Source organism: Halovivax ruber XH-70, from assembly GCF_000328525.1.
Classification (GTDB): domain Archaea; phylum Halobacteriota; class Halobacteria; order Halobacteriales; family Natrialbaceae; genus Halovivax; species Halovivax ruber.
Genome location: NC_019964.1, coordinates 1906406 through 1928022 on the forward strand (window position 1 = coordinate 1906406; position 21617 = coordinate 1928022).

At 63.9% G+C, this 21617-nt stretch carries 18 protein-coding genes and 1 tRNA gene; 8 read left to right on the plus strand and 11 right to left on the minus strand.

Annotated features, from left to right (window positions below):
- Nucleotides 1–2: 2 nt before the first annotated feature.
- Nucleotides 3–560 (plus strand): hypothetical protein, encoded by a 558-nt coding sequence (locus HALRU_RS09050; RefSeq protein WP_015301092.1) that lies wholly within the window; start codon nt 3–5, stop codon nt 558–560.
- Nucleotides 561–644: 84 nt separating this feature from the next.
- On the opposite strand, the gene HALRU_RS09055 is transcribed toward HALRU_RS09050, so the two are convergent.
- From HALRU_RS09055 to HALRU_RS09070, 4 genes are all read right to left on the minus strand, one after another.
- The gene (locus tag HALRU_RS09055; protein WP_015301093.1) at nt 645–2657 is read right to left on the minus strand and encodes a SpoVR family protein; all 2013 of its coding nucleotides are present in this window, start codon (nt 2655–2657) and stop codon (nt 645–647) included.
- Nucleotides 2658–2686: 29 nt separating this feature from the next.
- Nucleotides 2687–4009, minus strand: coding sequence for a YeaH/YhbH family protein (locus HALRU_RS09060; RefSeq protein ID WP_015301094.1), 1323 nt, complete (start codon nt 4007–4009; stop codon nt 2687–2689).
- 91 nt (nt 4010–4100) lie between these two features.
- A complete protein-coding gene (locus HALRU_RS09065; RefSeq protein ID WP_015301095.1) occupies nt 4101–6389 on the minus strand; it encodes a PrkA family serine protein kinase in 2289 nt (762 codons plus the stop codon).
- Nucleotides 6386–8461: a PrkA family serine protein kinase gene (locus HALRU_RS09070; protein ID WP_015301096.1), complete on the minus strand. Its 2076-nt coding sequence runs from the start codon at nt 8459–8461 to the stop codon at nt 6386–6388. The genes HALRU_RS09065 and HALRU_RS09070 overlap by 4 nt, the downstream gene beginning before the upstream one ends.
- A gap of 548 nt (nt 8462–9009) precedes the next feature.
- Between HALRU_RS09070 and HALRU_RS09075 the strand changes: the two genes are divergently transcribed.
- The 4 genes from HALRU_RS09075 to HALRU_RS09090 all read left to right on the plus strand — a co-directional run bounded on the left by HALRU_RS09075 (nt 9010) and on the right by HALRU_RS09090 (nt 10842).
- Nucleotides 9010–9417, plus strand: a complete 408-nt coding sequence (locus tag HALRU_RS09075) for a DUF5820 family protein (RefSeq protein WP_015301097.1) — start codon at nt 9010–9012, stop codon at nt 9415–9417.
- Between the two features lie 68 nt (nt 9418–9485).
- The gene (locus HALRU_RS09080; protein ID WP_015301098.1) at nt 9486–9932 is read left to right on the plus strand and encodes a UPF0179 family protein; all 447 of its coding nucleotides are present in this window, start codon (nt 9486–9488) and stop codon (nt 9930–9932) included.
- Nucleotides 9933–10112: 180 nt separating this feature from the next.
- Nucleotides 10113–10565 (plus strand): hypothetical protein, encoded by a 453-nt coding sequence (locus tag HALRU_RS09085; RefSeq protein ID WP_015301099.1) that lies wholly within the window; start codon nt 10113–10115, stop codon nt 10563–10565.
- Nucleotides 10566–10647: 82 nt separating this feature from the next.
- The gene (locus HALRU_RS09090) at nt 10648–10842 is read left to right on the plus strand and encodes a cold-shock protein (protein WP_007704472.1); all 195 of its coding nucleotides are present in this window, start codon (nt 10648–10650) and stop codon (nt 10840–10842) included.
- Between the two features lie 111 nt (nt 10843–10953).
- Here the strand turns inward: HALRU_RS09090 and HALRU_RS09095 are convergent, their stop codons facing one another.
- The 5 genes from HALRU_RS09095 to HALRU_RS09115 form a co-directional block, all read right to left on the minus strand.
- The gene (locus HALRU_RS09095; protein WP_015301100.1) at nt 10954–11346 is read right to left on the minus strand and encodes a hypothetical protein; all 393 of its coding nucleotides are present in this window, start codon (nt 11344–11346) and stop codon (nt 10954–10956) included.
- A gap of 87 nt (nt 11347–11433) precedes the next feature.
- Nucleotides 11434–13113, minus strand: a complete 1680-nt coding sequence (locus HALRU_RS09100) for an FAD-dependent monooxygenase (RefSeq protein WP_015301101.1) — start codon at nt 13111–13113, stop codon at nt 11434–11436.
- The gene (locus tag HALRU_RS09105; protein ID WP_015301102.1) at nt 13113–14717 is read right to left on the minus strand and encodes an electron transfer flavoprotein subunit alpha/FixB family protein; all 1605 of its coding nucleotides are present in this window, start codon (nt 14715–14717) and stop codon (nt 13113–13115) included. Before HALRU_RS09105 ends, HALRU_RS09100 begins: the two co-directional genes overlap by 1 nt.
- A gap of 2 nt (nt 14718–14719) precedes the next feature.
- On the minus strand, nt 14720–15586 hold the full coding sequence (locus HALRU_RS09110) for an electron transfer flavoprotein subunit beta/FixA family protein (RefSeq protein ID WP_015301103.1): 867 nt from the start codon (nt 15584–15586) through the stop codon (nt 14720–14722).
- A 332-nt stretch (nt 15587–15918) separates the two neighbouring features.
- Nucleotides 15919–16782 (minus strand): acyltransferase, encoded by an 864-nt coding sequence (locus HALRU_RS09115; protein WP_015301104.1) that lies wholly within the window; start codon nt 16780–16782, stop codon nt 15919–15921.
- 108 nt (nt 16783–16890) lie between these two features.
- Here HALRU_RS09115 and HALRU_RS09120 point away from each other — a divergent pair, with 108 nt between their 5' ends.
- Complete coding sequence (locus HALRU_RS09120; protein ID WP_015301105.1) at nt 16891–17088, plus strand: DUF5800 family protein; 198 nt, start codon at nt 16891–16893, stop codon at nt 17086–17088.
- A gap of 41 nt (nt 17089–17129) precedes the next feature.
- Here HALRU_RS09120 and HALRU_RS09125 read toward each other — a convergent pair whose 3' ends face one another.
- Nucleotides 17130–17705, minus strand: a complete 576-nt coding sequence (locus HALRU_RS09125) for a DUF7097 family protein (RefSeq protein WP_015301106.1) — start codon at nt 17703–17705, stop codon at nt 17130–17132.
- A gap of 201 nt (nt 17706–17906) precedes the next feature.
- Here HALRU_RS09125 and HALRU_RS09130 point away from each other — a divergent pair, with 201 nt between their 5' ends.
- Nucleotides 17907–20492: a methyl-accepting chemotaxis protein gene (locus HALRU_RS09130; protein ID WP_015301107.1), complete on the plus strand. Its 2586-nt coding sequence runs from the start codon at nt 17907–17909 to the stop codon at nt 20490–20492.
- 176 nt (nt 20493–20668) lie between these two features.
- Entirely contained in the window at nt 20669–21022 is a 354-nt protein-coding gene (locus HALRU_RS09135; RefSeq protein WP_015301108.1) for a DUF192 domain-containing protein, read from the plus strand.
- A 452-nt stretch (nt 21023–21474) separates the two neighbouring features.
- Here the strand turns inward: HALRU_RS09135 and HALRU_RS09140 are convergent.
- Nucleotides 21475–21559, minus strand: a tRNA-Ser gene (locus tag HALRU_RS09140).
- Between the last annotated feature and the right edge of the window lie 58 nt (nt 21560–21617).

Consider the following 21617-nt stretch of genomic DNA (forward strand, 5'->3'; position numbering starts at 1 on the left):
CAATGAGCGGGTTCGACACGACTGTCCGGCGACGAGAACTGCTCGGGGTCGCCGGCAGCGCTACACTCGCCGGGCTGGCCGGCTGTACGGCACTGGTCGACTGGATCGGCGACAAAGTACTGGGGGACGTGAACATCTTCAACGAGACGACCGAACGGGTGACAGGGACGATCGTCGTGACCGATTCCGACGGAACGGACGTGCTCGACGCCTCGTTCGACGCCCCACCCGCTGACGAGGACGAGGGGGACGATTCTCAACCTGACGAGGGTAACACGTCCACAGAGGCCAGTGAGGACACCCAGGTGTTCGAGGACGTGTGGGACGGGCCGGGAAGGTACGAGGTGCGCGTGGAACTCGACGAGGACCAGACCGTCGGGGACGACGCGACGGCGAGTACGTCGGTCGAGATCAGTGATCCGGACGAGGAGATGCTCGCCGTCGTGCTCGGCGCGAGCGATTTCGACGCCGGGATCGGGTTTGCGACCGGAGATGCGCTGAGCGAGTTTCAAGACAATCCCATCGAACGAACGGACAACGAAAGCGAATCGGGACGCTGACGAACTGCGGGACGGCGGCGTGATCTGCGAAGCCGCGACACCGCGTCCACGACGTAGACGCCGATCGGTTACCGTGGAAATCGTTCAGGCGAGCCACTCGTCGGGTTTCGTGTCGTAATCGACGTCGTCGGCAGCCAGGTGTTCGACGACGGTCCAGTCGACGCGTTCGACCGTCGTCTCCGTCCCGTCGTGCCGGAGACGGACGCCGCGCTCCTCGGGCGTCGGTTCCCGGTTCCGACGTTTGGCCACCTCGACGTCGTGGTCGTCGAGTTCCTTCCTGATCGTCAGCAGGTTCACCGGTCGCCCCCAGAGTTCGAACGCGCGTTCGAGGACGGCTTTGGCCTGCTCGAAGTCGAGTTCGATGCCGTTGTACCCGTGTTCGAGCAACAACTCGCCGGCGTTGTCGTAGTTGCCGTCAGCGACTGAAACGGTGGGCTTGCCGAAGTTGGTGAACTGCAAGAGGAGTTTGCGTTTGACGTCCTCGGGATCCGTGCTGGCGACGTGGAACTGGCCGGTCGCCTGGGAGTACTCGTAGGTGAAGTAGTCGTTCTCCCGGACGAACTCCGCGGTCAGGAACTCGTCCAGGAACGTCACATCGTTGTGACTCTCGCGGACATCGAACAGTCGATCCCAACCGGCCGTGAAGTCGACGGCCGCGATCGCCTCGTCGACGGAGTCGTAGCGATCCCCGTCGAAGATGTATCGACCGAGTTCCTCGAGGCGGTCGCGACCGATCCGTTCGAGGACGCCCCGGTTGGCCGGTTTCACGAGCGAATAGTGTCTGCGAGCCAGTCCCTCGTAGGAGAGGACACGCCACGGATACCGGTCGACGTCGATCCGACCCGCCCGGGCTGCCTCGAGTGCGTCCGCATCGACCCACGCGTCGGGGACCGTGTCGAGCGCCGAGAGCGACGCAGCATCGATCGAATCGAGCGCCGCGGGCGGTTCGAGCCGTTCGAGGACGGCATCGAAGTCGATATCTTCAGTGAACGTCCGCCACGTGATCCCGTCGACGCGGAGCAGGTGTTCGACGACTTCCCGCCGATTGGTCACGTTCTCGATGTACTGCCAGAGCGAGAGGCCCAGGCTGTAGGGATTCAACCCGGGCGAGGCCAGGACGCTTGCCATGTGATCGGCGTACTCGACCACCTCGTCGTCGCCGGCGAAGGCCTCGTCGGCCATCATGCGCGACTCCCAGAGGGCGGCCCATCCCTCGTTCATCACCTTCGTCATCTGCTGGGGCGCGAAGTAGTAGGCTTCCTCCCGGAGCATCTCCAGCACGTCTCGCTGCCAGTCGGTCAGTTCGACGGCGCGTTCCTCCTCGTGATCGTAGGCCTTGCCGTACTCGCGGAGGAAGCCGAGGACGTCCGTCTCGGGCGTCGACGGGTCACCGTCCCCATCGTCCGCCGCGCGGGCCTCCAGCCACTCGTCGTCGAAGACTTCCGAGGTCACCTCCGGGGAGAGGTCCAGGTTCTCGAGCGTCTCCTGCAGATCGTCGTCGAGATCCGGCGGCTCCACGTCACGTTCGAGGCGCCCACGGTAGGGTCGGTGCTGGTCGATCGTGTCCTCGAGCGAGAGCACGTGATCGATCCAGCGCTCGACGTCGCTTCGGTCGATCTCCGGATCGGCCATGTACCCCTCGATGGCCCGCGAGTGGCGCTCGAGCATCGCCGCGGCGTCGACGTCACCCGAGTCGGAGCGTCGATCGGTGAACAGGCCGAACCAGTCGTTGTTCGCGAAGAAGTCGGCGTGGGCCTCGACGTGGGTGATGACCGCCTTCTGATCGGCCAGCGAGTTCGACTCTTGCAAGAACGCGTGGGACGGATTGTCGTTGTTGACGATCTCGAACGCCCGCGCACCGGTGTAGCGGTCCTGCTTTCGCTGACGATCGTACTGCATCCCCCAGCGCCAGTGCGGGTAGCGACGCTGGAAGCCCCCGTAGGCGATGAGTTCGTTCATCTCGTCGTGGTCGACGATCCAGTAGCGGACTGGGTACGGCTCCAGCCCGAGTTTTGCCGCGAGCTCACGGGCCGCCGTAACCGGTTCTTCGAGGTCGGTCGCGATCGCGCGTTTGCGACGGTGGTCGGGCTCACGCATCGGACTCACCGCCAGGCGGCTGTGTACTGTTACTCATCTGGCTCACTCTCCGTGCTGAGGATGTCGTAGATCGCGTCGGCGACGTCGTCGGCGGAGTTGACGTACGTGACGGCGACGTCCTCGGCGTCCGGTCCGAAGTATTTCTCGAGTTCTTCGGCGTGGGTCGCGTTGATCGCGTTTCCGCTCGGCTGCGTCTCGACGTAGGCGTGAAGGTTCGCCGGGATCTCCTCCATCAGCGGGATGACCCGCTCCGACGTGTCGTTGGAGGAGTTCTCCGAGTCGCCGGCGGCGAAGACGTAACGGTTCCAGTCGCTCCAGGGGTAGGCCTCGAGCAGTTCGGCGGCGAGTTCGTACGCGCTCGAGATCTTGGTCCCGCCGCCCGAGCGGATGCCGAAGAAGTCCTCGCGCTCGACCGCCCAGGCCTCGGCGTCGTGGGCGATGTAGACGAACTCCGCCGTGTCGTACTTGCCCGTGAGATACCAGTCGAGCGGGGTGAACACGCGCTCGACGAGTTCGCGCTTGGTCTCTCGCATCGACCCGGAGACGTCCCGGATATTCACCACGACGACGTTTCGCTCGCGCTCCTCGACGATCTCCGGGTGACGGTAGCGCTCGTCGTCGCGGCGGAGCGGCACGTGATCGATGCCGTCGCGCCGGATTCGTTGCTGGACGGGCTGGCGATCGACGTTCGCTTCGACCTCCTCGATCGAGGCCCACGTCCCGCGCTCGTCGGCGACCGACTCGTGGGCGCGCTCGATCCACGACATCGACACGGGCAACCGCTCGGCCCGGGCCCACTCGAAGACCTCGCGCGGCGTGATTCCCTCGACCTTGCAGATTTCGCGGACGAAGTCCTCGTCGAACGCCATCGCGACCTTCCGTTTCAATCCTTCGCGGAACATGCGCTCGACGTCGAGCGTACTGTTCGGCCCGGACCGAGTGAGGTCCGTGAAGGGGCCCTCGTGCTCCTCGACGACCGTCTTGCCCTTCGGGTCGAGATCGAGGCCGAGTTCCTCGTCGAGTTCCTGGGCGAACTCCTCGGGGTTCATCTCGTAATACTCGTGTTCGCCACCCTCCTCGCCGGGGTCACCCTCCTCGTCACCGTCGCCAGGCTGGGGCTGTGGCTGACCAACCGGTTGCCCCACGTCGGGCGTGTCGCCGTCACCCTGGCCGACTCCCCCGCTGTCACGACGGTCGTACGCGAACTCGGGCAGGGAGACGATCTTGATCGGGACGTTGATCTCGTCCGCGCCGCTGTGGCCCAGGTCGCCGTACTGGATGAAGTCCGCGAGGTCCTCCCGGCGGTCTTCGCCGACCGCCCGGAATCGCTCCAGGTCGTCTCTCAGCCCCATTCGCGAGTCACCTCATCGGGTGTGACGACGGGTACCGACCGGCCTCCCTCATCGTACGGGATGCGTTGCAGGCGCACTCGGCTCTCGACGCTCACTCCCACTGGTAACTCACCTGGCTCATGACGTGTCGACTCGTCAGTTCGGCCGAGGCGACGGAGTAGCCGAAGTCGTCGACCAGCCGGTCGATCGTCGTCGACTTGACGCGCTCGGTCTCCGTATTGCTCGGCGGGTCGTCCCACGCGTGCGGGTCGAGGTCCTCGTAGTGGCGACGAACGTCGTCCCAGTCGTGTTCTTCGAGGACGTCCGTCAGGACCGGAATCGCGGTCAGGTCAGCGTCCGCCGCGGAGAACGCCTCGTCACGGTGCTCCCAGGCGTACCGGTTCAGTGCGGTGATGACGTTCTCCTGGCGGAACTCGCGGACGTCCTCGGTTGGCCGATTTCCGTCGTAGTCGAGTTCGTGGAACCGACCGAGCTCCTCGACCTCGAACAGCTTCATCTTCAGCGGGTCGGGGTCGACCGGATCGTTCCGGTCGTCGGTGAGTTGCTCGCCGGTCTCCCAGGCGTAGACGTGCTCGACGTATTCCGCGACCGTCTCCTCGTCCACGCGGCGGTCGGCCATGATCGCCTCGATCACGTCCGACTCCTGTCGGCCGAAGACGTGCTCGCGAACCGGCGTGACGCGAGACTCGAACTCCGACTGCTCCCCCGTGGAGAAGATCGGCGCCTCGAAGAGCCCGTCGGCCATCGCGTCCAGCACGTCTCGCGGCATGACCACGTCTTCGACGGGAAGCTCGGGGTGGTGACGATCGCTCCCCTCCTGCAGGAGGTCGGCGATCACGTCGCGCGTGTACGTCACCGGGATGCCGTGTGTGCCGTCCGGCGCGTCATCCTCGAACGCGAAGTCGTCGAGTTCGCGGCGAACGTCTCCCTGTTGCAGATACCCCTGGTCGAAGAGCACCGCCTTCTCGACCAGGTCGAGGTCCGTCGGCAGATCCTCCGTAACGAGTCGGGTGACGACGGCGTAAAGCGCAGCCGCCTCGACGGCGTGTGGGGCCAGTTCTCGCGCTCGCGTGCGACCGGCCTCCGTGGTGACCGACACGGAAAGCGGCTGGCGAACCTTCTCGTCTCGCTGGTCGGGATCGGTCGCCGTCCAGACGGTCGTCTCGTCGGTCAGCTCGCGTCTGATGAGTTCGGCTTCCATGGAGCGGTTCGTCAGGTACTGGAAGCGGCGCTTGTTCAGCCGGCGCTTCAGCGCCTTCAGCGGGTCCATTCCGTTCTTGTCGGCGTGCTGATCGAGCTGGGCCTCCAGGTCGGGGTTGGAGATGATGACCAGTTGCGTGTCGACGTCCATCCCGATCCCCTTGTCTAGCTTGACCGTCCCCTCGTCGGGGACGTTGAGCAGTTTCCGTAAGAGGTCGGCGTGCTGGGCGGCGTCTTCGACGATCGTCAGGACGCCGTTGCCCTGCGAGAGTACGCCGTCGTAGGAGAAGGCCTGCGGGTTCTTCCGCCCGCGTGAGTCGAGTTCCTGCAGCATGCCGTGCATCCAGGAGCCGACCAGCCGTTCTTTGGGCGTTCCGTCGTCCTCTGCGTGGAGGACGCCGATCCCCTGGCCGACGTCGACGACGTAGTTGCGTACGCGCAGATGCCGGTCGTCCGTGATCGCCGAAAACAGCGAATCGACGCCCTGGTTCCGGTAGCGCTCTTCTAAGTACTCGAACGCCTCACGGGAGAACGGGTCGAGATCCGTCTCCAGCCGGATCGGGACGGATTCGTCGGACGTCTCGTTGAGCGTCGAGAGGAGGTCGTCGCGGACGTCCTCGGGGAAGACCGAGAGCGGGTGTGTCTGGACGGGGCTCGCGAACCAGTGTTCGTCGTCGGCCGCGGTCGGATCGACGCCGTAACTCAGACTGCGGTCCTCCGCCGTCGCCGACCGGACGTTCCACTCGACCGTGTAGCGCCGACCTTCGGGCGTCTTCGAGTACTCTCGGAGGCCGTTGATCAGACAGCGCTTGAGTTCCGACTTCCCCGTCGCCGTGGGTCCCTCGAACCAGATGAGTTTCTCGCCCTTGCCCCGACCCGCAGCGATCGAGCGCAGGTCGTCGACGAACGCGTTCAGCATCTCCGTGTTGCCGAGGACAGCGTGCTCGCCGTCGTTGTGCGGGTCGTCGAAGAAGCGATAGCGCGTCCGATACTCGCCCTCTTCGAGCACGGTTCGCGTCCCCGCAGCCTCGATGGCGTCGAGGAGGTACTTCGAGGCGTGGGCCGCGAGCGTCGGCTGCTCGAAGAGGCGATCGACGAACGCGTCCAGGCGCTGGGGCTCCTCGTACGTCTCCGCCAGGGTGCGGTCGGCGTCGGAGACGTAGTCGGTTCCGTGCGTCATTGCTCTTCGATCTCCGAGCGGGCGACTTCGGCGCCCGCGAACTCGAGCACCTCCTTCGCCCCGTTCTTCGAGTAGCCCTGTTCGACCAGCGCGTCGATCCACGCCGACCGCTCCTCGTCGTCGATCTCGCCGGCGCTGACCAGCGCGGAGAAGTTGATGTTGTGCTTCTTGTCCTCCCAGAGTTTGCGTTCTAAGGCACGACGAAGGCGTTCGTTGTCCGTCGGGTCGAACGCCTCGCCCTCGCGTGCGCGCCGTGACACCCAGTTCGAGACCTCCTGTCGGAAGTCGTCCTTGCGGTCGGAGGGGATGTCGAGTTCCTCCTCGACGGCTCGAAGGAAGGTCTCGTCGGGTTCTTGCTCGCGGCCGGTGAGTTCGTCCTCGATCGTCGCGTCGTCGATGTGAGCCATCACGTGATCCATGTACTTCTCGCCCTGGCGCTGGATCTCCTCGACGTCGTACGCGAGCGCGTTGCGGACGTCCTCGATCGCGCGCTCGCGGTACTCCTCGCGGACGCGCTCCAGATAGCGGTAGTACCGCTCGAACTCCGCTTCCGGGATCGAGCCGTGGTGCTCCAGGTTCTCTTCGAAGAACGAGAACACGGTCAGCGGCGAGAGATACTCCCGGTCACGATGCTTCGAATCCATGATCGCCTCTGCGATCTCGTCGCCGATGAACCGCGGAGAGATCCCGACCATTCCCTCACCGATTTCGGCGGTCTGATCGGCCTCCTCGCGGAGTTTCTTCACGTCGACGTCCGTCGCCTCGTCGATCTCGCCGTTGTAGGCTTTCGCTTTCGAGAGGAGGTCGACACGGTCCGAGTCCGGCTCCTCGACGCGGGTGAGGACGCCGAAGAGGCCGGCCATCTCCAGCGTGTGGGGCTCGACGTGGATATCCGGAACGTCGGCGTTGTCGAGCATCTTCTGATAGATGCGCGCCTCGTCCTCGTAGGACAGGACGTACGGGAAGTCGATCCGCTTCGTGCGGTCGTTGAACGCCTCCATCTTCTCGTCGCCCTTCTTGTCCTTGTACTCGGGCATGTTCGTCCGGCCGACGATCACCTGGTCGATGTCGATCCGCGGGTTGTTCTTCGGCTTGATCGTCTGCTCCTGGGTCGCGTGCAGGAAGTCGTAGAGGAACTCGCGCTGGAGTTTGAGCAACTCCTCGCCGGAGAAGATGCCGCGGTTCGCGTTACAGAACGCGCCGGAGTAGTCGAACGCGCGCGGGTCGGACTCGCCGTAGACGGCGATCTTCGAGTAGTTGACGTCCCCCGTCAGCTCCGTCTCGTCCTGATTCTTCTTGTCCTTCGGTTCGAACGTCTCCAGCCCCTGGCGTTTGTTCTCGTCGGCGACGAATCGGACGATCTCGACGTGATTCTCCAGTACGGCCTGGAGGTCGTCCTCGTAGTGCGCCAGCAGCCGGTCCATGTAGAACTCGCTCTCCGGATCCAGCGCCTGCTCGTTCTGGATCGTGTACGGCGCGTCGAGACCGTCGTTCATCGCGTCGATGACGTCGCGTCGCTGTTCGATCGGCAAGAGGACGAGCGGGTCCTGGTTCATCGGCGAGCGGACGACGTCGTCCGACGGGTCCTGATCCCGGATGACGTCACAGAGGTTTGTCCACCGGAACGTGTACATTCGACCGTCCTCCGTCAGCGTGTAGTCTTCGAAGTATCGGCGGAGCTGGCGGTCGAAGTGTGACTTCCCGGAGCCGACGGGACCCAGCAGAAGTTTGATCCGGCGTTCGGGCCCCAGCCGGCGCGAGCCCGACTTGACCTTGTTGACGAACTCGTGGATCGCCTGGTGGACGACACGACCGTAGAACGTGTTCTCGCCGTCGTTGAGTGGGTCCAACGACGCCAGATGGTACTCGACGACGCCGCGTTCGTCGTCGTAGGTCGTACCGTAGTGATCGAACATGTCCGCGACGCGCTGGTGGGCGTTGCGAGCGATCTTCGGATCGGCGGTGACTTCGTCTAGGTACCAGCCGAACGATTTCGCCTCGCGCAGATCGGCGGGCATCGATTGCTGGTAGGCGGTACTGAGTCGTTCGAGCGTGTCGGTTTCACTGGTCATGGTATCACTGGAATCGCGTATCGGCCGCCCGAAACGGCGTCCATCCGTTCACCGCGGGACCACCACGTTCGGTTCGAGGCCGATCCCGCTGGCAGGTGGGTCCACCGAACGCTGTGGTCGCGTGATCGGCGACACTGGGGACGGACGGACCAGCGCTGACGGAGAGGCTGACACACCATACTGTTCCTCGTGGTACCCGGGACGATCGAACCCGGATACCGCAAGCACCGATCGTTGGACAGATATCGGTGGTATTTAATATGGTTGTAATCCACACACATAAGCTTGCCCCCAAGGTGTTTATATGAGCTCTCGATTCGCCCCCTCGCTCCGGGGAATCAAGTTCGCAGGGGCAGCGTACCCGGACAACAAGAAGCGATGGCTAAAGCGGCGTGCCTGCACCTGCCACGTCTCGGGCCGGACGACTGGCGCGCGTCAACTTCCCCCATCCCCACTGGGTCGAATGTACCCGACCGGCGAGTCGGACGCACAGCTGATACCCCGAAGCAACCGCCGGGGCTATACGAGTGCACGGAGAAGGGGCCGATATGACGCCGTCCACCGAACTTCCGCCCGGGTGGGTCGTCTGGGACGACGAGTCGGACGGACGAACGGTCTACGCCTACCGACCGGACGTCTTCGACGGCAGCGAGTACCCCGCCCCCTGCCTTCCGGTGTGTTATCTGACCCACGGCGCCCGGACGCGCCGGCCCGGGCAGAACCCCACCGACCGGACCGTCGACGACGACTGGTTCGTTACCCTCTATCTCGAACCCGAGGTGTACGTCGGGGACGTCGAGCGAGTCGGGTCGCAGGCCGACGCCGAGTCGACCGCCATCGACTTGCTGACGCGCTTCGCTGCCGGCGAGATCGACTACCGGGCCGCCTATCAGGTCCCCCGGGACCGCTACCTCGATCGGCTCGACGAGTTGACCGGCCGATCGTCGACCCGATAGCCGGGAACGGCGATCGACGAGGCGGTCGCCCCGTCGGGCTTAACCCGCCGCGGCGACTACGAGGATTCATGTCGACGATCACACTGCTCGGCGATCTACTGGCCGAGCCTGGCACGGAGTTCGTCTACGAAGGCGAAGCCGATGCCTGTGCCGGCTGTCCGTATCGGAGTCAATGTCTCACGCTGGAGTCCGGACGGCGGTATCGGGTAACCGACGTCAGAGAGAACGGCCAGTTACTCGAGTGTGCGATCCACGATCGCGGGGTCCGCGCCGTCGAAGTCGAGCCGACGACCGTCAGAGCGAACGTCCCCGAAGACGGCTCCTTCGCCGGAAGTACGGCTAGCCTCGCCGGACCGTGTCCCTACGTCGAGTGCCCGAGTCACGAATTGTGCGAGCCCGACGGCATCGAGCACGGAGCGTCGGCTCGCATCGCGACGGTCCACGGCGACCCACCCCACGACGTCTGTCACCTCGATCGCTCGCTCACCACGGTCGAGCTCGACCCCGACGGGTGAGTGCTCGGCGCCCGACCACCGATCGTCGGACAGCGACCCGTATTTAACTGCGCGATCTGGACACCCTGAGGCGTTTTGCAGTCGACTTCCCAGCCTCTGCTGCGAGACACAGTTCGTGGACACCCGCTCTCGTGGGCCCACCAGCCCGCTGTCGTGGGCTCACCGCTGTGGCTCGCGCGCATGGTTCCGGAGATCACCCTGCTCGGCGCGTCGCTCGCTCTCGGCGTGAGTTCCGGCCTCCTCGCCCACGAAGGAACCCACGCCCTCGCCCTCCACCTGAGCGGCATTCCGTACCGTGTGAAGATCCTCCCTCACCGCGATGGCCACCCAATCAGGTGGCTCGCGCGGACGCCCTGGGCAGTGGTGTTGCCCGCTCCCCGACCCGCCACGCCCACCTGGGCGATCCAACTTGGTGCTCTCGCCCCACTGCTCCTCGCTGTCCCACTCTTCACACTGGCTGCGCTCGGCCACACGCCGACGGCAACCTCCCCCGTCCAGCTGTCGTTCGCGCTCGGCTGGTTCGCCTGTGCGATCCCGAGTCCACAGGACTTCTCGGTCGCGTTCTACGCCGACCAGGCGCTCGAATCCGTCGCGCTCGATGACGCCGAGAGCGGTACCGGGACACACCGATGATCACCGCAGTCGCGTCGTGTGTTCACGCGACAACGGCACCCACGCAAGTCTTATCCGTGGCCCGGCGTTGTGTTTAGAAGCAATGGCAGAAGGCAACGTTGATTTCTTCAACGACACAGGCGGCTACGGTTTCATCGAGACTGACGACGCGGACGATGACGTTTTCTTCCACATGGAAGACGTTGGCGGTCCGGACCTCGAAGAAGGCACAGAGATCGAATTCGACATCGAACAGGCCCCCAAGGGCCCCCGGGCGACCAACGTCACCCGCCTGTAACACGGCGAGCGTTTTCCCGGCCAAATTTCTTCACGACGCAGAATGGGACGAGCGACGGCTACGCACGCTCCGCGTTGCGATGCACACACCTCTCGAACTGTAGCGGTACGCTTACTCCGGGTTGCGACGTTGCACACGCTCCGAACGGCGATCGGTGTCGTCGATAAGCAAGGTGGCCACGTCGTGGATATTCCGCGTCTCCAGGAGTAACTCGGCCGCCGTCCGCAAGGTGAATGAGGCGTCGAGCTCGACACCGCTGGCCCGCGCGTAACACGCGAGCCAGTCGTTCATCGCTCCCTCCAGGGCATCGTACTCGGCTGAGGAAAACTGAACGAACCGACCACCCGTTCGACCTTCTACGTAGAGCCAGATGGCCTGTCCGGCACCCTCACGGAGGTATCGTTGTTCCGGATCAGATGCCGACCAGTCGTCGAGCTCAAAGCGCCGGCGATCCCGCTCGGCCTGCCGGGCCAGCGCCAAAATGCGTGCGCCACAATGTTTCATGAGTTCGTGTCCAGTGTCCCATCGGTTCGTATCCAGTGTCCCATCGGTTCGTCTCCAGCCGTGATTGCACGGAATCGACGCTGTGGACTATCCCTGTTTAAACTCGACTCCTTTGTTGCCGCTCGGGTGTTCCCACTCGGTGTCGGCGACGACGGCGCAGGTTCCACACTCGACACAGGGTTGCGTGTCGAGACTGACGAGCCGTTCTGTCGAGCCGTTCGTCTCGACGACTTCGGAGCGATAACAGCCGCCGCCGAAGTCCTCGGCGCTGACCGGACAGGCCGCGACCGCCGCGCCGCTTGCCTCGTAGGATTCGTCCAGCAACCGAATGTGCGGGTTACCGACGTCCGTATCGTACGTGAGGTCGCCGATTCGCTCGGCGAGTGCCGGGGGTTCGACCGGGGAGTCCCAGTGAACCGTCCGGCCGAGTTCCTCGCCGAGGACCGTCGGCAGGGTCACGTACCCGGTGCTGGTATCGGGGAGCATACCGACGAGGAACGGGGAGTTGTACGCCTTCTCGAGTAGCTTCGCCGAGAGCCGATTCGTCGCGGCGACGCGACCAACTTTCGATTTGAGAAGGCCGTTCGTCACGCGCTCGACGAGATCGTGTTCGCCGAGTTTGCTCGCGAGGCGATAGCGCCGGGGACGGAGCTTGTCCATCGTGCCGGATTTTTCCAGCATGTCGACGTAGCTGCGCCCAGCCGCGTCCGGCGCCGACTCGGTGCGGGTGCTCGCGAACGCGTCGGCGGCGAGCGCACCCGCGGAGACAGCGTGGTTCATCCCCTTGATGATCGGGCCCTGGGCCTGCATCTGCCCGGCGGCGTCGCCGACCAGGAGGAGCCGTCCGCGGTAGGGTGACGGGTGGGCCACCTTCTTCGAGTCGGGCACCAGTTTCGCGCTGTACTCACGCTCGTGGTACTCGTCGCCGAGCCACTGTGCGAGCAGCGGGTGAGTGAGCAAGGCGTCGAGTAACTCGTGTGGATTGGCCTCCTGGGCCACCAGGCTGTCTAAGTGGAACACGGTCCCGATGGACAGGGACTCCTCGTTGGTGTAGAGGAAGCCGCCGCCGCGAACCCCCTCGAAGAGGTCGCCCGAGAAGAGGTGAGCCGCGCCTTCGTTCTCGCCGACATCGAAGCGATCGGCGATCGCGTCGGGATCCATCTCGACGACTGCTTTGACACCCTGGAACCACTCGTCGGGTTCGTCCCAGTCCATCAGGCCTGCGTCGCGCGCGAGTTCGGAGTTGACGCCGTCCGCCGCGACGATCACGTCTGCGGTGATCGGATCGAGTTCGTCGAAGGTGACACCGACGATCTCGCCGTTCTCGCGTAGCAACCCGTTGGCGCGAACGCCCGTCAAGACGCCGCCGCCCGTCTCGCTCGTCTTCTCGTGGACACGATCTTCGAGCCACGAGTCCATCTTGCGTCGGAGGACGGCGTCACACCAGTCGGTGTCGTGTTCGTGGAGGTCCTCGAGCGAGATCGACTTCACCTTGTTTCCGGCGACGTTGTGGATCTCGTAGTCGGTCACGGGGCGTTCGGCCGCGTGCTCGCGGAAGCCGTCGAAGAGGTCGTCCATCGTGTACGGCGCGGACTGCTCCGCGTAGACCAGTCCGCCGGAGACGTTCTTCGATCCCGACTCCACCCCGCGTTCCAGCACCAGTGTCTCTACCCCGTGATCCGCCAGTCGCGCCGCGGCTGCGGCCCCGCCCGGCCCACAGCCGACGACGATCGCCTCGTAGTGTTCGTACTCGTCAGTGTCAGTCATCAGTCCTCACCTCCGTCCGCGACGGCCTCGACGTTCAACTCGCCACTCTCGACCGCCTCGATCAGGTGCGGAAGGACCTCGAAGAGGTCGCCCTCGACGAAGTAGTCCGAAAAGTCCCGGATCCGCGCATCCGGGTTGGTGTTGATCGCGACGATCGTGTCCGACTCGTCCATCCCGACCTTGTGCTGGACGGCGCCCGAGACGCCGGCCGCAACGTAGAGGTCGGGGGCGACCTCCTGACCGGTCTCGCCGATCTGACGATCCTCACCAGTGTACTGCTCGACGTGCCCGTCGAACTGGTAGGACGACGTCACGATACCGCGCGTGATGCCGAACGCCGCGTCCTCGAACGCGTCGGCGAGGTCGAGGCCGAGTTCGATGCCCTCCGTCGGCGCGTCGCCGATCCCGCGACCGAGACAAACGACCACGTCGTGACCGGTGAGGTCGACGCCCTCGTCGAGTTCGTCGGACTCCTCGACCGTGACGGCGAACCACTCGTCGGCCAGATCCATGTCGTGTTCGACGACCAGCCCCTCGCGGTCGGGGTCGGGCTCCGGAACGTCGAACGTTCCCGGAATGACCGACGCTCCCTGCGGGTGAAAGTCCCGGTCGGGATTGTCGAGACAGAGGATCGTCGAGTACTCGAACCCGGAGAAGTCCGGGCGCTTCATGTGGAGTACCTTCTCGAACACTTTCTTCTCGCCGGGTTCGCCCGTCTTGACGGGATTCGAGATCTTCTCTTCCTCGATGAAGAGGTCGGAACAGTCCGAGGCCAGCCCGGAGTCGAGTTCGGCCTGGACCGTCGCCGAGAGGTCGCGGCCGTTGTTCGTCGCCGGGAAGAGCGCGTAGCGCGGTTTGTCGTAGTCGTACCAGCTGTCGTCGTCGAACGTCCCCTCACCGCGTGCCATGTGCGACGCAATGTGCGTGTACGGCGTGTTGAGGAAGCGCCCGAGTCGGTCGTCGTCGTGGAAGACGGCGACGTCCGCGCCGTACTGGATCGCCTCCTCGGCGTGGGTTCGACAGTCGTCGCCCATCAGATACGCGACGACCTGTTCGTCGTCGCCGTAGTCCGCGGCGTACTCGTCCATCAACTCGCGGGCTTTGCCGAGCATCTCCTTCGAGACGTCGAGCAACTCGCCCTGCTGGGTCTCACAGAAGACCCACATGTCCTCGTAGTGGCCACCCTGGAGCGCCCGAATGTGCTTCTTGTCCCGGGTCGGGTGGCTGAGGCCGTCGTCTTCGTCCTCGTCGTCGGCAGCGTCGTCAGTTTCATCTTCGTCAGCCGATTCGTCCGTTTCCGCTTCGTCGGCCGATTCCCCTTCATCGGCCGATTCGTCGGCCGCGTCGGACTCGTCGCCGGGTTCCTCGTCTGCCGCCGTTTCGTCGGCATCGTCGGGCTCCTCGTACTCGCCCTCCGTCTCTGGTTCGTCGACCTCGCCTGCCTCGCGGAGTTCGTCCATCCGCGCCTCGATGGCCTCGCGCGCCGTCTTTCGATCCTGGCTCTCGCGTTCGTCTTCGAGGGCGGCGCTCAGCGTTTCGAGATCGTCGACGTCGGCCAGTACCTCTCGCAGTGCAGCCACCGTGTGTTCGTCGGGGTTCACCATGGTCACTCACCCCCCGCGGCGAACGGTTGCATCTCCTCTAGCACCGAAGCCATCCCCGCTTCGTCGGCGGGATCGACCATCGTCGCCTCGCGCTCCGACGGCGCCTTCGGAATCGGATCGACCGACGAGACGATCGTCGGCGAGCCGTCGAGACCGATGCTTTCCGGATCGAGGTTCAGATCCTGGTGATCCCAGACGGTGACGTGGTCCTCGTAGTCTTCGGCGCGCTCTCGCGTCTCGCGACGCAGCTGTTTGTGTTCGAGGCGGTGAGCGGCCTTCCGGTAGGACGGTTCGAACTCCGGATCCGCGACGACGAAACTCGGCACCGGCGCGTCGACCGTCTCGATCTCGTCGACGTCGCCCTCGACGAGCCGTTTGGCTCGCAAGCGACCCGCCTCCGGTTCGATGTCGAGTGCGAGTGCGTGCGTGATCATCGGCCACTCCATCGCCCAGGCCGTCTGCGGACCGGTGTGGCCGGTCTCGCCGTCTGCCGTCTTGAAGCCCGCGAACACCAGGTCGATGTCGCCGACTTCCTCCTGGTACTTCTCGAGACCGGCACTAAGCGTGATCGCCGTCGCCCAGGTGTCCGCAGCCGCGCATTCACGATCGGACAGCAGGTACAGATCGTCGGCATAGACCGACTCCATCGCCTCGCCCAGCACCTCCTTGTAGCCGGGCGGCCCCATACTCATGACCGAGACGTGGCCCCCGTGACGGACGCGCGTCTGCAGCGCTGCCTGCAGTGCGAACGCGTCGTTCGGGTTCATCACCGTCGGCGTCTTGCCACGTTCGAGGTGCCCCTCCTCGTTGAAGGAGACGGCTCCCTCGCTGAAGTCCGGGACACCTTTGGTCAGGACTACCGACCGCACGGTACACCTCGCATTCGTTCCACGGTCACTCGTCCCATGCTCGTGTTTCCCTATCGAAGGAATCGGTAATAAGATGCGGGGGTGACAATCGGCATCCAAGACAGGTTCTGGCGGAAAACGTACCAGTTCCTTGGCTATTTTCGGAGCGGGTTGCAACCGTTCTCTCGAGCGGCACGTGCGAAAACGTGACCAGAAAAGCCAGCAACCAGACCCGATTCAGCCACGAATTGTGGAACAGGACTCGGAGCCGCCGCTATCGATGGCCTCGTCACCACTCGGTAACCGCTCGACTGCAGAGAAGACCGCCGTCTCGGAGGCTGCGACGCGTGCATTCAATCCGCTTCGGGACGCGGATCGTTCTGCATCGTGATCTGGCCCGCCGCGCGCATGACGCCGTCGACGACGGTGTCACTCCCGAGTTCGAGTTCGCCACAGGAGATGTCACCGAGGACTCTCACTCCCTCGTCGAGTGTGATCGAGCCGTCTCGAGTCGTCACGTCACCGTGGACGATCGTGTTCCGGTCGATTTGGATGTCACCCCTGGCACGAAGACTCCCGTAGAGTTCCGTCTCGCTGCCGACGTCGATCGATTCGGCTCGAATGTTGCCGTGTAAGCGACAGTCGTCGCCGATCCGTGCAGGCGTCGAAACCCGCCAGGCGTCGTCGCTGACGGTCCCGTTCGCCGGGACGACGAGCGGTTCCGCCTCCGGGTCGTCCGCAGCGTCCTCGTCGATCAGTTCGTCGATCAATCGCTGGGCGGCGTCCTCGTCACCGACCACGAGCAGGTGTTTGAGGTAGACGAACAGGAACACGATCGTCGGCATCGGGTTCCGGATGACGATCCAGCCGTTGGCTTCGAATCCCTCCTCGATGTCGACGTCATCGCCGATGTCTAAGTCCCCCGCGACCATGAGTTCGCCGCCGATGTGGACGCGCTCACCGAGGTAGGCGTCCCCGCCGACGAGCACGCTCTCGGCGACGTCGCTCCACATGTCCAGGCGGCAATCGCCGTCCGCTTCGATGGCGCCACCGAATCTGACTCCCTCGCTCGCGACGACGTTTCGGCCACGGACGCCGAACTCGACCGACGACCGCGTCCCGAGGAGGACGTCCCCGTCGGTGACCAGGTCGCGTTCCTGGGCTTCGGTTCCATCTGGAACGACGAGTTCGTCGAGTGGCGCTCCGTGTCCCGGCACAACCGAAACCCGCGTGCCGAACCCTAATAAACGGCCGTCAGACGGGCGGCAGACGAGAACTGGGACCCAGTCGACTCGTTTTTGTGCCGACCGTGCGTAGCGCCACTGATGACTTCACTCGCGTTCGACGAGGACGGCGTCGACGTCGTTTACGAAGGGACGGAGTTCCGACTCGAAAAGGTACTCATCGAGGAGGCTACGGACAAACGATACTACGACGTGACCGACCACGAAGTATTACAGATCGTCGCCGAGCACCCAGAACTCACCGGGGAACCGAGACGTATCGGGGATATCGTCGGCTGAACCCCGTCGATCGCGACGGCCGTACCCCCGTCGCGAATCGGTCACTCGATATCGTACCGGTCCGCCGCCGATTCGAACGCGAGTTCCGCCTGTTCGCGGCTTCGGCGCTCCTCTCGCGCTGCGAGTGCCTCAGGATCAGGATTGACGTCGTCGGCCACCCGGGCCCACGAATTGTGAATTTTCGCGTGACACCACCGGCAGAGATAGATCGTAATCTCGTGAGAGAGCTGATCCGCTGTCGGGTCAGCCTTCGACGCAGGGTGAGCCGACTCTGACGCGTAGGAGAGGTGGTGTTCTTCGAGCAACGGCCGCGAATCGGCGTGTGCCTCCCGTCGTTCCTCGAGACCACATCGACTGCACTCGCGATCGCGGTTCCGACACCGAAAGTGCGGACAGGAACGCCACTCGATCGCGTCCGAGTTCGCGTCAGATTCAGACGGCGGGACGGCGAGACACCGATACTCCTCGGCCCGGCGTTCGCGAGCGAACGACGGATCGCGAGCTGCGTGTTCGATCGCGTAGCGACACCGACCGTCGTCGGTGAGATGATCACAACGGTCGACGTGGTCGTACGGATCCGCGACGCCGACATCGGTTCCATTTGGCGTCTTCGCCATTTAATCAGTGTTCGGGACGCGACCTAAAGAGTATCTCGCTCGATACGGACACAGAGGGGAAATCAGCGGAGCAGTCCAACGGCCCACCGACAACACAACAGCCCATCGTGTGGACTGGAAGTGAAGGGTTGAGAACCAATCAGTTGGCCACAACACTTTCCTACCGGAACTTCCTCCGTATCAAACATACGGGGGGACGAAATGAGCCCAACAATACGAAATTTAGTGCCTAACGTTATACGAGAAAGTTACGTTTATAAATTCGGAATCGCCCTACTCATCCTCGGGTTGTCCGTCGGATTGATAGGATTCCTCGGAACGACGATGATCACCGATAGCGTCGAAGACCGGACGCTAGAAACCCAGGAGGATATCGCTGCACAGGAAGCAGCGAAACTCAACGAATGGGACGCAGAAAACACCCAGGTCGCAAACGACGTCGCGAGGTCGTCTGCACTCCAGTGGGGTGACGACGGGGAAATCGAAAGTTATCTTCAGGAACTGTCGTTCGCGTTCGAGGAAGCCCACTACGTGAACGTCGAAACCGGTGAAATCGATGCATCCACCGCTTCCGGCCCAGATACCATCGAAGACGTGAATTTTCCCGATGGTGAGGCCTTGACCGACGTCACGCAAAACGACGTACTCCGAACCGAACCGTACACCAACGTCAACTATGGCTCGGGGTCCGACCAACCCGTCGTCGCGTACTACACCAAAGTACCCGTCTCGGATCACGCGTTGATCGTGACGATGAATTTGGCTGATTACGGAAGCGACACCAGCGACAACACCATCATCACCGTCCTCGACAACGAGAACCGGATCGCCACCGACGGTCGCTATCCAAGTTTCCAGGACGAGGCAACGAGCGAGAGCGGCGAGTATCCGTCCTTCCTCAGGAGTTACGACGACCCCGATGGATTCCTCTCGGTAGCGACGGAATCTTCAGTTGCAGACCGCTCAGGTGCGGCTGTTTACGATGGCTCCGGGAGTCAAGCGATTCAGGACGGGCCGTACAATTTCGAGGCGGATGGCTACGTCGGCGCCTACCACGGGACCGACATGGGCTGGACTGTGCTGACCCACACTTCCACCGAAGACGCCTACGGTTTCGTTGCGACGGTAAACCAGTGGGGGATCTACGCAACGATAGCCGGTGTCGTCCTCATCGGGCTCATCGGCGCCATAATCGGCCGCAATACGGCGACGTCGATCGACAAACTGACTGGAAAGGTCGCCGAGATGGAGGACGGGAATTTGGACGTCGAGTTCGAAACCAAGCGAATCGACAACATCGGCCGCCTGTACGACGGGTTCGCGGAGATGCGTGACGAGCTCAAGACACAGATTACGGAGGCCGAAAACGCCAGGGCCGACGCCGAACAGGAACGCGAGCGCGTCCAGCAGCTCAACGACGAGCTCCAGACCGCGGCCGATTCCTACTGCGACGTGATGGAGGAAGCCGCCGACGGCGATCTTACCGTCCGCATGGATCCGTCCGCGACGGACAACGAGACCATGCAGGAGATCGGCGAGGACTTCAACGACATGCTGACCGAGATCGAGGCGACCGTCGAGAGCCTGAACCAGTTCGCGACCGAGGTCGCGACGGCCAGCGAACAGGTGACGGCCTCGAGCGAGGAAGTCCGTTCGGCCAGCGAACAGGTCAGCGAATCCGTCCAGGAGATCTCCGACGGCGCGAACCAGCAATACGAGTCGCTCCGATCGGTCGACAACGAGATGAGCAACCTCTCGACGACGACCGAGGAGATTGCCGCCTCCTCGAACGAGGTCGCAGACGTCGCCGAACGGACCGCCCGGACGGGACGCGACGGGAGAGAGGCTGCACGAGAGGCGATCGATGCGGTCGAGACGCTCGAAGACGAACGCGAATCGGTCGTCGACGAGTTCGCGCAATTGCGCGACGACGTCGCCGAGATCGACCACCTCGTCGAACGAGTCGGCGAGATCGCAGAGCAGACCAATATGCTCGCGCTGAACGCGAACATCGAAGCCTCCCGCTCCGCGGGCGGCGACGACGACGGCGGCTTCGCGGCCGTCGCAGCGGAAGTCAAGGAACTCTCCCAGGACGTCAAGGAGGCCACCGAAGAGATCGACAACCAACTCGAAGGCATCCAGACCCAGACCGAACGCTCCGCCGACGAAGTCGAACGAACCAGCGACGAGATCGAGCGTGTCGGCGAACTGGTGACCGAAACCGTCGACGCACTCGAGGAGATCGCCGAGTACGCCCAGGAGACCAACGACGGCGTGCAGGAGATCTCGGCGGCGACGGAAGAACAGGCGGCCTCCACCGAGGAAGTCGTCGCGATGATCGACGACGTCGCATCGATCGCCGAACAGACGACGACCGAGGCCGAAGGCGTCGCCGCCGCGGCCGAAGAGCAGACCACGGCGATGTCCGAGGTCTCGAACTCCGCGAACGACCTGACCGAGCAGGCGATGGCGCTCTCCGAAGCACTCGACCGCTTCGAAACTGACGCCCCTTCGGAGGCATCCGTCGTCGATCTCGACTACGATAGATCCGACGACGATGACGACGGGGCCGATGGCGGCCAGGACGCTGGCGAGTCGTTCTCGTTCGGCGAACCGACGGACGACGAGGCGGACACGACCGACGGTGAAGCCGACGAGTCAACGTCGATAACGTCCGACAAGCCGAGCGACGACGAGACGGAGGCGACGGAATCCGAGGCTGGCGTGACCGACGATGACGCCACCTGGGGCGACAAAGAAGACGAAACGTTCTCCCTGGACGGGTAGTCCCCCACCACACTCGAGAACCCGCTCGATTCTTCGTTTTCCGCGGGTCGATTGATCCGTGCATTCTTTCGGGAGGTCGATTGTTCGTTGTCAAATGCCGGCCCACACCGGTAATACCGAAACACGAGGACGCAACGGGCAGAGTACTTATTGTTCGGCCATCCCCACCGGATAGCGTGCAGCTCGTCCACGAACCGCCGACTGGCTCGCAATCGATCGTCGCTTCGTCCGTCCGAACGGCGGACTCGTTCCTCGCGAAGGCGTTTGGACTCATGTTCCGACGGTCCCTCCCAGCAGAATACGGCCTCGCCTTCCGGTTCGACGACCGACGGACACGCACCATCCACATGGTGTTCGTCTTCGTCCCGCTCGACGTGATCTGGGTCGCAGACGGCGTCGTCACTCACGTCGAACGGTTGCACCCCTGGCGTGGCATCGCCCGTGCCGAGGCGGATCTGATCGTCGAACTCCCCGCCGGTGGCGCCGATGGAGTGGCGGTTGGCGACCAGCTCTCACTGAGCGAGGCGTGACAGACAGTCCCGTCGGTCTCGGTCCGTTCGGATCTCGCCGGTCCAACGAGTCCCGGGCCGGCTCGCTTCGCTCGTCACGTTGTTCACGAAGAAGCGCCGAGGGGGAGATTTGAACCACGCCGAGACGTTCCGGGTCGCTCGCTGGCTCACGGCTGTGCCGTTCCCTTTTCGCGGTTCTCACTCCGTATCGAACCGCGCTCCGCTCGCGTCCCGGGCTGCGACTCGTCTCCTTCAAACTCACTATTCGCGCTCTCCGCTCACGGAGACGAGCACACGCTACGCGGTGCTCGTCACGTTGTTCACGAAGAAGCGCCGAGGGGGAGATTTGAACCACGGTCGGACGTTCTCGCTCACTTCGTTCGCGAGCGTGCGACCTCCCTGATTCAAATTCCCCGTTCTACGTTTTCACGACGCAGTGGCTCGCTTCGCTCGCCGTGTTGCGTCGTGAAAAACGCCGAGAGGGAGATTTGAACTCCCGTGTCCGTGAGGACAGCAGATTTCGAATCTGCCGCCTTGGCCGGGCTAGGCTATCTCGGCTCGTCATCGTCTACCGGGTGGGTGATTTTAGTGGTTTCGATTCGGGGCCGGCGTGGCC